Origin of the sequence: Desulfobotulus pelophilus (genome assembly GCF_026155325.1) — a bacterium.
Classification (GTDB): domain Bacteria; phylum Desulfobacterota; class Desulfobacteria; order Desulfobacterales; family ASO4-4; genus Desulfobotulus; species Desulfobotulus pelophilus.
On record NZ_JAPFPW010000033.1, the window covers coordinates 1 to 11,457 of the forward strand.

Sequence of the window (11,457 nt, forward strand, 5' to 3'; positions counted from 1 at the left end):
ACAAGATCCCCATTAGCAGGACTAAGATGCCCATTCCAGAAAGTTCTATAGTCATCGCATTCATGCTGATTGCTTTCTTGACGAATCATACGTACAATAATTTTGGTGTCCAATGCATTCTGCTGATTACGTCTCTTTATAAAATAAAGTATTTTTTCCATAATATCATCATAATCAACTCCACGGCGGATATTCTCATGGGTTTTTTTGGTTATTCCATCAAGAGAAAAAATGATTGTATTCAAACCACAATCCAAAAGTGCTTCCGTTTTATCCCGTGTAAGATGAGTTGCATTGGTAGCAAAACCTATACCTTTAAACCCTTTTTTCTTTGCCAGTGCAATTTTGGCAGGCAGGGTTTTATCTAGCAAAGGTTCACCCATACCATGCAATGTCAAATACTGGAGTTTATCTGTATAGGGTTCAAATTTTTTAAGTATTGATGCATAATCATTTATACTTAGAATACCCTTTCGGGGGGTATCTTTTATGGTACACATGATGCAGTCTGCTGAACAAATCCCAGCAACAATTTCTATTTGCAAGTGTTCAGGGATAACCATTTTTTACCTCCTGCCGCAACGAACAAGAGCATTCGTCCATGTCAACCAAACGAGTTTGCAGGCCAGTGCATTATCGGATCAATGCTGCCATTATTTCAAAATCACCAGTTCCGGAACAGCTTTGACAAACTTTGTCCCCTTTTCAGCCAGCCAATAGTTTTTATCAATAATTTCATCTGCAATATTCCAAGGCAGAATGAGAATATAATCAGGCAGCTCTATTTGAAGCACAGCAGGGTTAAGGATAGGGATATGACTCCCTGGAAGAAATTTATATTGCTTAGAAGGTGCTGCATCACAGACAAAAGGTAGAAGATCCTGCCTTACACCAGCATAATTGAGAAGGGTATTTCCTTTAGCAGCAGCACCGTATCCGACGACCTTTTTCCCCTTTTTTTTCTGTTCTATTAAAAAAACAAGAAGTTCATTCTTGATATGGTCAACCCTCGCCTGAAACTCCCCATAAATTAGGGTGCCGAGAAGACCTTCCGCCTCTTCCATGGCTAGCAGTGATGAGACAGAAGGAAGTTCCGGCGAAGGATTTTCTTCATGGCTACAATATATCCTGAGACTACCACCATGAACTGGTAACTCCTCCACATCAAGTATGCGTAGACCTGCAGCCTCAAAAATATGTTTAACGGCATGAAGAGAAAGATAGGAAAAATGTTCATGGTAGACTGTATCAAACTGCCCATGGCGGATTAGCCGCAAAAGATGTGGAAATTCCAGAGTAATAGTACCAAAGGGCTTCAGAATAAGTTTCAAGCCACGGACAAAATTATTGATGTCTGGAACATGGGCAAGGACATTGTTGGCCACTATTAAATCCGCCCTTTTCCCTTCATTTGCAAGACTTAGAGCCAAATCCGAGTCAAAAAAACGTTTAATAACTGGAATGCCAAGCTTTTCAGCAACAAAAGCCGTGCTTTGCGTAGGTTCTATGCCAAGACAGGGAATACCATAAGCAACAAAATTTTTCAGAAGATACCCGTCATTGGAAGCAATCTCCAGAACAAAACTATTACTGTTAAGGTTCAGCATAGCCTTCATTTTACTGCTGTAGCAGGCCGCATGTCTGAGAAAACTCTTCGATATACTGGAAAAGTACGCATAGTCTGCATGAAAAAGCTGATCTGGCTGGGCAAAATCTTCAGTCTGAACAAGCCAACATGCATTGCATAACAGAACCCTTAGGGGATAATACACTTCTGGCTTATTCAGATGATTCGAAGATAGATAGGCATTGGATGGCGGTGCCATACCGAGATCCAGAAAAATATGGGAAAGGGTTGCTCCGCAATGACGGCAGTTCATAAGTCTAGGCCTGTAAAAGAATCATCCAGAAAGGATTGCTCCGCATCACGCCTAGAAAGATTTATTACAGGACAAGGCCATTGAATAGCCAGTTTTGGATCTTCCGGGTGTAGCCCCCCTTCAGAAGGCATGTGATAGGGCGAGGTATGGAAATAGAGCAGTTCACTGTTACACTCCATCACCTGAAAACCATGTGCAAAGCCTTCAGGAATGAAAAGGGCCATTGCGTTTTCGGAACTCAACACCTCGCCGTGCCAATGTAGGAATGTTGGTGACTTTCTTCTCAGATCGACTACAACATCAAAAACCCGGCCCCTGATGCAGCTTACAAACTTGGCCTCCGCGAAAGGGGGATATTGAAAATGAATACCTCGTACTGAAGATTTTTCTGCTGTGCAGGTATGGTTTATCTGCACAACGGATCGATCGCTCATAATACCTGCAAGCTCTTTATCACAGAACATTCTTGCAAAAGAACCTCTCTTATCCTCTATTTTGGTTCGTTTCAGCGTATAAAGACCAGGCAATTTAGTTTCTTTTATAGTGAACCTTTTGTTCATAAAAATACAGCCTTTTCATATGCTGATATTTGGTCCATGCTTACCCTGAACATATCCCTACCTTCTTTCCACCCTTCATACCAAATAAGAGTTTGGTCCAGTGCCTCCGGTAGCTTCCAGCGTGGATGCCAACCTAACTTTGCTCTGGCAAGAGAACTGTCCAGCCTCAGGGAGGTAGACTCAGGCACATTTTTTTGGGGATCATGCCCCCACCTAAGCAAGGGAAAACGACGGCATATCTGCTCAACAATAGATTGTACGGTTACGGCATCATCACAAGAAGGACCAAAATTCCATGCACCTTCAAAAGAACTTTTCTGGGAATAAAGCTTTTCCGCTAACATCAGATAACCGGACAGAGGTTCAAGAACATGTTGCCATGGCCGTACAGCCGCAGGAGACCGGATCATCAAAGTCTTGCCAGTCTCCACCGCACGAAGGATGTCAGGAATAAGACGGTCTTCAGCCCAGTCTCCACCTCCGATCACGTTACCTGCTCTTGCTGTGGCAGTCCATACACCAGCATCTTTTAGAAACGATGAACGCCAGGCCGATGTGAGAATTTCAGAACAGGCTTTACTGGCAGAATAGGGATCGCGACCTCCCAAGGGTTCGTTTTCCCGGTAAGGCCAAAACCACTCTTGGTTTTCATAGCATTTATCCGTAGTGATATTCACCAACACCTTCACGCTGTTTATATTACGAGCAGCCTCCATGAGATGTACTGTACCCATAATATTAACTTCACATGTTTCAAAAGGAGCTGTATAGGATTGTCTCACAAGTGGTTGCGCAGCCATATGGAAAACAACCTCAGGCGCTGCCTCTGCCATAGCCCTATGCAAAGATTTTGAATCACGAATATCCTCAAGGTTATTCGCAACCAAAAAACTGCTTACCCCTGCAATATTAAAAAAAGCTGGTTCGATCGGTGGTCTGAGTGCATAACCATAAACTTTGGCACCCATGCTCGCTAGCCATATAGCAAGCCATCCACCTTTGAAACCTGTATGGCCAGTAAGAAAAACCCTCCTGCCTGACCAGAACGATTTAGTAATATGACTTTTTTTTACCATTTTTTCCATGGGGCATTTCCTGAAGACCAAAGTCTTTCCAGATAATTCTTATCTCGCAAAGTATCCATAGCATGCCAGAAACCTCGGTGAGTATAGGCCATCAGTTCTCCATCTCTTGCAAGCCTTTCAAGAGGCCCAGCCTCCCAAGAAGTACTGTCACCCTCTATCCGGTTCAAGACCAGAGGTGAAAGGATAAAAAAACCTCCATTGATCATCCCCCCATCCCCTTTGGGTTTTTCCGTAAAACCTGCTACTTGACCGCGATCCAACTCCAAAGCACCATAACGACCGGGCGGTTCAACGGCCATTACCGTGGCTAGTTTTCCGTGAGAATGATGGAAGACAATTTCAGAACTAATGTCAGCATCTGCCAAACCATCACCATAAGTAAAACAAAAAGCCTCTTCGTTTTCCAGGTAGGAAGCTACTCTCTTTAATCGACCACCGGTAAGGGTGTCTTCTCCCGTATCTACCAGAGTCACCTTCCAAGGTTCCGCTTTTTTTTCATGCACCTTCATGCTGTTTGTGGTCATATCAAAAGTAACATCGGACATATGAAGAAAATAGTTAGCAAAATATTCCTTGATCATATACCCTTTATATCCGCAGCATATAATGAAATCATGAATCCCATGGAGAGAATAAATTTTCATAATATGCCAGAGTAGCGGCCTACCGCCTATCTCAACCATAGGCTTTGGCTTTAGATGCGTTTCTTCACTAATACGAGTGCCAAGCCCGCCTGCCAGTATAACAGCCTTCATACGCCGAAAGACCTTTCGAAATTATTAATAAGCAGAAACTATTTTTCAAGCACACGAGCAAAGGGCTATTAGGATCAATCGCCAAGAACAGAACAGGAGTTATTGTCAAATCTGGTGTTTGAGAAAAACTCCATCAAGCGACGTGCCTGTTGGTTTCGTTCTCAGTTAATGGATCAATACGTTCTCCATCCTTGAATTGAACATCCCGGATAACATCAGCTAGGAGGTTGAATCCCCAAAGTTTACGCCACTTTTTTTGTGCACTCTGCCCCAGTGAGGAAAGTTGAAAATATCGGACACCAAAGTTATCATTCAACCAGAACGGAGGTATCTGAATAGAAAAAAACTCAACGAACGGTCGCTATTCGAAAGAATTCCGGCATGAAGCCGTGAAAATGATTATCGAAGACGGTCTGACCGCATAGGAAGTATCGCATCAGCTTTCCCTGCCCAAGTCAACCCCGGAAAATTGGGTTCGGGCTTACAAGGCCGGAAAACTTTCCGATATTGGCGGCGAGAAACTCCCCCTCACTCTGGTTGAGGAGGAGCTTGAGCGCCTCAAACGTGAGCTTGATCAAGTAAAGCAGGAGCGTGATATCTTACAAAAAGCCGCCGCGTACTTTGACCGGGAGTCGCTGCCCGGTACGCGGTAATCAGGCGGTTTTGACCGAAGTATCCGATTCCTCAGCTATGCCGGGTTATGGAGGTTTCGGTAAGTGTCAAGATAGATGTCACCGGAAGCCTGATTTTTCAGGCAGCTTGAGGGCAGGATTTCTCCATGAGGTGTCCCTGCTTTTTACCTGGATTAAGGGTCACCTCAAGCTTCGGTTGCCAGTCTCTTGTATGTGCAGTCCATCTTTCAGGGTGTGAATTTCTGGCTTTCTGATAGACCTCATGACGTTTTTGGAGAATGTCCTTATGTCTGCCGTAGTGCCGGTCATCCGGTGTCACAAAATGATGTTTTGGTTCAGCGTGAATTGGAGAATCCCGATGTTTGAGTTAGACTACGCGAACGGAGGAATTCACCATGCGAAAAAAACGGCATAATTACTCGGCTCAAGAGAAAGTCACCATTCTCAAGCGGCACCTTGTTGACCGGGTTGCAGTCTCTGATGTATGTGACGAATACGATCTGCAGCCCACGGTTTTCTATCGTTGGCAGAAAGAGTTTTTTGAAAACGGGGCTGCCGCTTTCGAAAAATCCAACTCCGCCAGGAACAGGGCCGAGCAAAAACGCATTGAGCAACTTGAGGCCAAACTGCAGGCCAAGAACGAAGTTCTTTCCGAGTTGATGGAGGAACATGTTCAGTTAAAAAAGGAACGTGGGGTTCGCTAAAAGCGTCCTGGGTTCCTCACGACATTCGCGATGCGGTCATTGACTTCGTTAATCGCTGGTCCAAGGGTACCGGCATCGCTTTGGCGCATTTTATTTCCTGGCTGGGGCTTGCCCCAAGTAAGTATTACAACTGGCAGAACCGTTACGGCAAGGCCAATGAACATAACGCCCTGATTCCCCGAGATTTCTGGCTTGAAGACTGGGAGAAGAAGGCCATTGTCGATTTTTACCTGGAGCACCCGCTGGAAGGCTACCGGCGCTTGACCTTCATGATGCTGGATCGCGATGTGGTTGCCGTCAGCCCCAGCAGCGTTTATCGTGTCCTGAGAGCGGGCAATTTGCTGCGGCGTTGGAACGGTAAACCCTCCAAAAAGGGAACGGGCTTTGTGCAGCCCTTGAAGCCCCATGAGCATTGGCATATTGACGTCGCTTACGTCAACCTTTGCGGCACCTTCTATTACCTGTGCAGCATCCTTGACGGATGCAGCCGCTACATTGTCCATTGGGAGCTGCGCCAGTCGATGAACGAAAAAGACGTGGAAATCATACTCCAGAGGGCCAGGGAGAAATACCCAAATGCCACGCCCAGAATCATTTCCGACAACGGCCCGCAGTTCATTGCCAAAGATTTCAAGGAGTTTGTTCGGATAGCCGGCATGACGCACGTGCGGACCGCGCCCTTTTATCCGCAGAGCAACGGCAAACTGGAACGCTATCACAAAACCATCAAGAACGAGTGCATTCGTCCCAAAGTGGCCCTATCTCTCGAGGAGGCCAGGGTCCAGATTGCCGACTACATCCGCTACTATAACGCAGAGCGGTTGCACAGTGCCCTCGGATATGTCGCGCCCAAGGACAAACTGGAAGGCCAGGACAAGCAGATTTTCAAAGAGCGTGACAAAAAACTGGAAGCGGCCAGAGAGGCCAGAAAGCAAAAACGGCTGGAGGAGAAGGAGCGCCCCGTCCTTCGCTGCCCAAAACCTACACCCGGGGAGATCTATAACTCGCTAACTCAACAGGGAACACTCTCCATTTCCAGCTGAGGCAAAACAAGAGCCTATAACGCTGACGCAGAATTCTGAACACCCTCTGCACAAATAACAATATACCTTCCTTCAAACAGCATTCTTTTTTTCCATTGCTTCAACCCGTCATTGCCAGAGTTAATTGAACCATAAAGAATATATTTAAAAGGTTCGGGGTCTTCTTTTTTTGCCTGAACCCATCGCATGATGTTCAGATGAAGGTTGTACATAATTCCTTCTTTTAGATAATCACCATGTCCCAAAATACTGGTATACGTAGCTAAATCTCCATTTCTTTTAAGCTTGATATAAGCAAGTAACTTTTCATTTGTTTCCACACTACCTTGCTTATAGCCAGGTATTTTTTTAAATATACCCCAATTATAAGTAGTATGCATGATGCAATCAGGTTCTTTTAACTCACTATATACTACAGGATAACCACCCATATCTTCAATGGAACGATTATATGCATCCTTCATCAACCCACCACTTCTCAGGGCTTTTGAACGGTTTATTTCAACTATATCAGGTATATGATTTTTCCAGACAAATTGTTTGCAATAGTATCCTGCTTTATCAGATTTTTTAGCATCTCTTAGTGCATTTCCTTTGTGTATTTTTTTAGCCTGTAAAATATAGTTTTCAAAACTGAACATTGATACATCTATTACTGCCGACTCAATTTGGCCTTTAAACACCTTGCCCTCTCCCGCATATTTGCCAATCATTCTTTTTTGAAAGCTATTGTATTGTTTTGTACATATTTTACTTAAAGAACAATTGCCTGACATGTATTTTAAATCAATTATAGCAATCTTATCACTGCATATCACTTTTCTACCACCTTCCAATGACAAGGATGAGTCATTACTTGCATGGAGCTTACCTTTGCGTCCGGTTGCAATCTTGATATAATTTTTCTAAATTCCTGTATTTTGAAATTTGTAAAAAGGCCTTCTCTATCAATTTGCTCTCCAACAATACGTCCCCCCCACTTTCCACCAGACTCTGAAATTCTCGAATCTCGCGGTAGTGAGTAGGCTTCAAATTCAAAACCGAAATCTTCCAATTTAAGGGAGTGTGTTTTCACCTTCCAGCCATTGTATTCGATAATCCGACCAACTTCCCTCCCCTTCCGAATGCACCCTTCAAATATTTCTCGGTTATTAAATTCTAACTCCCTAGCCAAAGGGCTTCCATGAGCTGCTGTTCCTATCAGGCGAATATTATTTCGATCAAAATAATCAATCTCTTTTTGCAACATTTCTTTTGGATCTTGTCGCCATTTTAATGCGGAAGCTATCAAATCACTATGAAAACCTAAATGATGTCCATGGGAAAGTAAAATTTTACATTTTTCAATAAGTTCAGGATCATGTTTTATTTCTCCATTATCTATCCAACCGTAATAATTTTTCTCTTCGTTATAACTCCCCGGTGGCAACAGAAAAAAAGTTGATGTATACCCATACTCAGCCTCTACTTGGGCGATTTCAATTGCCATATTAAGACTATGGTCCACATCATGTCGAATAAAAAAACATGACTCTGAAGATTCAAAAACTTGGTTCATTGGTACGTTTTTAAGACTAATAAGTTTTAGTAAATCATCGATGTAGTCTGTTTCATCATTTTTTTTAACAATTCTTTTATACATATAAAACTCCGAGTATATTCTAATCAAAATCCCACCAAACAGGATGAGTTAAAATGCCAATAACGTTACCAGCCTTCTCTTGTCCATTTTTTAAAAAATTATGTCTTTGCTTTATTTCTGTTGATGTTGTAATTGCCCCACCTGCATCACTTATATAAGCATCCATAGCTATATCGTATGCCTCATACAACAGACCATGACTTTCCATAGAAGAAACTCCAACTCGAGCAGAATGGTTGTTTTGAGAAGAATAAACAATTCTTTGGCCACCAAATTCTATTCCAACCGCCTCTTTAAAAATCTCGTAATTACGATAATTTAAGGCTCTACAAAGCCTATCTCCATGTGAACTTGTTCCGGTTATCTTTAAACCTAAACTTCGTAAAAAATTAAGCTCTCCTGATAACACTGCATTTACATCAATTTTTTCTTGAAGAGACAATGTCATTAAATTATTGTGAAAATTAATTTCATGACCAAGCCCAGCTAGCTCCCGGCAGAGCCAAACAAGGTCTTCCGTATGGAAATACTCACCATTTTGCAATATACCATAATACCATGCTGAATGCAAAACGCAATAAGTCGCTCTTAACCCATGTTTATGTTCCCATCGTGCCATTAGCATCGCTGTTTCAAAGTCGTGGTCAATATCATGCCTTAGCAAAAACAGCTTTTCGTTATCAAATTTTTTTTTATTTGCAAATTCATCATAAGTGATATTAGTGTGTGTTTTTATTATTGGTTCAATTAGTTTTTCGTACTGCATAATGTTATATTTTTTTTTGTGTTTGAATTTTTTTCGGTATTTTTTTTTTGTATCTTCCGATAATCTTATTAAGTCCATTTCAAAATCCTTGAATAATGAGGTAAGTTGAAAATATCGGACACCAAAGTTATCATCCAACCAGAACGGAGGTGTCTGAATGGCAAAAAACGCAACGAACGGTCGCTATTCGAAAGAATTCCGGCATGAAGCCGTGAAAATGATTATCGAAGACGGTCTGACCGCATAGGAAGCATCGCGTCAGCTTTCCCTGCCCAAGTCTACCCTGGAAAATTGGGTTCGGGCTTACAAGGCCGGAAAACTTTCCGATATTGGCAGCGAGAAACTCCCCCTCACTCAGGTTGATGAGGAGCTTGAGCGTGTCAAACGTGAGCTCGCTCAAGTAAAGCAGGAGCGCGATATCTTACAAAAAGCCGCCGCGTACTTTGCCCGGGAGTCGCTGCCCGGTACGCGGTAATCAGGCGGTTTCGACCGAAGTATCCGATTCCTCAGCTATGCCGGGTTCTGGAAGTTTCAGCCAGTGCTTACTATGCCTGGCTGAAACGACCGGATTCTCTCCGGAATAAAAAGGAAAAACGATTCGAACTCGAAATCATAGCGGCTCATAAAAGAACGAAAGAAACCTACGGTCCGGAGCGTCTTCAGAAAGATATTGCTGACCACAATGTTCATATTGGGGTTCACCGGATCAAGCGGATTCCGGTAAGTGTCAAGATAGATGTCACCGGAAGCCTGATTTTTTCAGGCAGCTTGAGGGCAGGATTTCTCCATGAGATGTCCCTGCTTTTTACCTGGATTAAGAGTCACCTCAAGCTTCGGTTGCCAGTCTCTTGTATGTGCAGTCCATCTTTCAGGGTGTGAATTTCTGGCTTTGTGATAGACCGCATGACGTTTTTGGAGAATGTCCTTATGTCTGCCGTAGTGCCGGTCATCCGGTGTCACAAAATGAATGCTGCTGTGGAGGTGTTCCGTGTTATACCAGACAACAAAGCTGTCCACCCACTTCTGGGCCTGCTCTAAAGAAGAAAATGGCTTTGAAGGATAGACAGGGCGATATTTCATGGTTCTGAAGAGAGACTCTGAGTAGGGATTATCATTGCTCACCTTTGGCCTTGAAAAAGATGGAATGATACCGAGCCTGTCCAGAGTCGCCAGCATGGTGGCCCCCTTCATTGGGCCTCCGTTATCCGCATGCAAAACAAGGCTTTTAGGATGGATACCGTGAAGCATACAGCTCTGACTTACAAGCTTTGAACTCAGATCCATGGACTCATTTTCATGAACCCTTGCAGCAATGATTTTCCGGCTCCAGACATCAATCACCATGTACAGATAAAAGAACTGTCCACGGATATCGGTTTTCATGTATGTGATGTCCCAGCTCCAAACCTGGCAAGGCCCTGTTGCTGTATATTCTTCTGGTTTTTTTCTTTCAGCGGGTTTTGAAGTTTCCCGGTGATGCAACATATTCTGTTCTTTCAAAATTCTGTAAAAAGTAGATTCTGATGCAAGATAGATTCCCTGATCTGCCAGAAGCGGCACAATCTGTTTGGGTGGAAGATCCCTGAATTCAGGACGGGTGGCTATATGGATAACCTCTTGTTTTTCAAGCTCTGTAAGCTTGTTTTCAGGGGATTTTCCGGGGCCGCGTCGCTGATCTTCACCGCCGCCCTTTTTTTTCCAGCGTATGACAGACCGGGCGCTAAGGCCAAGTGTATGGGCAGCTTTGCAAAGCCTGGCACCTCTTTTTACGGCCTCATCCATCAGGGCGAGTATCATTTTGCGCTCCTCAGGGCTATGTTTCCGTCCTCGTCCCCCCAGATTTTGCTGGCTTTTTTTTTCAGGATCAGCAAGGCGGCAGCCTCGGCAAGAGCAGATTCTTTCCTCTGAAGTTCTTTTTCAAGTTGCCGTATTTTTTTAGTATCTGATGATTTTGATTTGTTTTTTGTATCTGTAACAGGTTTCATCTGTAAGGCATTCAGGATTTGTAAACGCCACTGTTCCAGATGGGTTTCATGGAGGCCCTTTTCCCGTAAAAAAGCACCCAGATCCGCATTGTCAATCTTGCTGGCCTCAATAATCGCATTCAGCTTCTCATCGGATGTCCAGTCCTGGGGACGTTTTTCTTTCATTGGGAGACTTTCAGGGCAAGTACAGCGTTGACCAGCTTTACGGAGCCAGCGGGAGAGGGTTGACGGAGAAACATCCATCTCCTTTGATAATGCTCCGGCGGAAATGGCACCGGGGCCTGTCATCCTGCAGACCATTTTGTCTTTGAACATTGGAGAGTACGGCATGTCAACCTCCAGGCCCCCAAGTTGAATTTTTGGGTCGCACTGAGGTGACAACTACCCTGACACAGGGGGATTCGC

The 11,457-nt window shown here is 43.8% G+C and carries 11 protein-coding genes and 1 pseudogene; 3 read left to right on the plus strand and 9 right to left on the minus strand.

The features are described from left to right. The 5 genes from OOT00_RS15250 to rfbF all read right to left on the minus strand — a co-directional run. The coding region (locus tag OOT00_RS15250; RefSeq protein ID WP_265426283.1) for a radical SAM protein at positions 1 to 563 on the minus strand (563 nt) is incomplete at its 3' end. A gap of 90 nt (positions 564 to 653) precedes the next feature. Then, a complete protein-coding gene (locus OOT00_RS15255) occupies positions 654 to 1,880 on the minus strand; it encodes a class I SAM-dependent methyltransferase (protein WP_265426284.1) in 1,227 nt (408 codons plus the stop codon). Then, positions 1,877 to 2,440, minus strand: coding sequence for a dTDP-4-dehydrorhamnose 3,5-epimerase family protein (locus OOT00_RS15260; RefSeq protein WP_265426285.1), 564 nt, complete (start codon positions 2,438 to 2,440; stop codon positions 1,877 to 1,879). Before OOT00_RS15260 ends, OOT00_RS15255 begins: the two co-directional genes overlap by 4 nt. Continuing rightward, positions 2,437 to 3,525: a CDP-glucose 4,6-dehydratase gene (rfbG, locus tag OOT00_RS15265; protein ID WP_265426286.1), complete on the minus strand. Its 1,089-nt coding sequence runs from the start codon at positions 3,523 to 3,525 to the stop codon at positions 2,437 to 2,439. The genes OOT00_RS15260 and rfbG overlap by 4 nt, the downstream gene beginning before the upstream one ends. Then, the gene (gene rfbF, locus OOT00_RS15270; RefSeq protein ID WP_265426287.1) at positions 3,510 to 4,280 is read right to left on the minus strand and encodes a glucose-1-phosphate cytidylyltransferase; all 771 of its coding nucleotides are present in this window, start codon (positions 4,278 to 4,280) and stop codon (positions 3,510 to 3,512) included. Before rfbF ends, rfbG begins: the two co-directional genes overlap by 16 nt. A gap of 1,027 nt (positions 4,281 to 5,307) precedes the next feature. Between rfbF and OOT00_RS15275 the strand changes: the two genes are divergently transcribed. Together OOT00_RS15275 and OOT00_RS15280 are read left to right on the plus strand one after the other, a co-directional pair. Beyond that, positions 5,308 to 5,616, plus strand: a complete 309-nt coding sequence (locus tag OOT00_RS15275; RefSeq protein ID WP_265426288.1) for a transposase — start codon at positions 5,308 to 5,310, stop codon at positions 5,614 to 5,616. An 80-nt stretch (positions 5,617 to 5,696) separates the two neighbouring features. Next, on the plus strand, positions 5,697 to 6,659 hold the full coding sequence (locus OOT00_RS15280; RefSeq protein WP_265426289.1) for an IS3 family transposase: 963 nt from the start codon (positions 5,697 to 5,699) through the stop codon (positions 6,657 to 6,659). A 14-nt stretch (positions 6,660 to 6,673) separates the two neighbouring features. Here the strand turns inward: OOT00_RS15280 and OOT00_RS15285 are convergent, their stop codons facing one another. From OOT00_RS15285 to OOT00_RS15295, 3 genes are read right to left on the minus strand one after another with little or no spacing between them, the layout of a single operon-like run. Beyond that, positions 6,674 to 7,477 carry a hypothetical protein gene (locus tag OOT00_RS15285; protein ID WP_265426290.1) on the minus strand — a complete coding sequence of 268 codons (804 nt, stop codon included), beginning with the start codon at positions 7,475 to 7,477 and terminating at the stop codon, positions 6,674 to 6,676. Continuing rightward, positions 7,474 to 8,301, minus strand: a complete 828-nt coding sequence (locus tag OOT00_RS15290; RefSeq protein WP_265426291.1) for a polysaccharide deacetylase family protein — start codon at positions 8,299 to 8,301, stop codon at positions 7,474 to 7,476. The genes OOT00_RS15285 and OOT00_RS15290 overlap by 4 nt, the downstream gene beginning before the upstream one ends. 19 nt (positions 8,302 to 8,320) lie before the next feature. Continuing rightward, positions 8,321 to 9,145: a death domain-containing protein gene (locus tag OOT00_RS15295; protein WP_265426292.1), complete on the minus strand. Its 825-nt coding sequence runs from the start codon at positions 9,143 to 9,145 to the stop codon at positions 8,321 to 8,323. 181 nt (positions 9,146 to 9,326) lie between these two features. On the opposite strand from OOT00_RS15295, the pseudogene OOT00_RS16575 reads away from it, so the two are divergent. Next, positions 9,327 to 9,542 (plus strand): annotated as a pseudogene (locus OOT00_RS16575) (hypothetical protein); the annotation flags it as partial. A 284-nt stretch (positions 9,543 to 9,826) separates the two neighbouring features. Here the strand turns inward: OOT00_RS16575 and OOT00_RS15300 are convergent. After that, a protein-coding gene (locus OOT00_RS15300; protein ID WP_265426293.1) for an IS3 family transposase occupies positions 9,827 to 11,382 on the minus strand; the annotation gives its coding sequence in 2 pieces (ribosomal slippage) (positions 9,827 to 10,911 and positions 10,911 to 11,382; 1,557 coding nt in all). Positions 11,383 to 11,457: the final 75 nt, after the last annotated feature.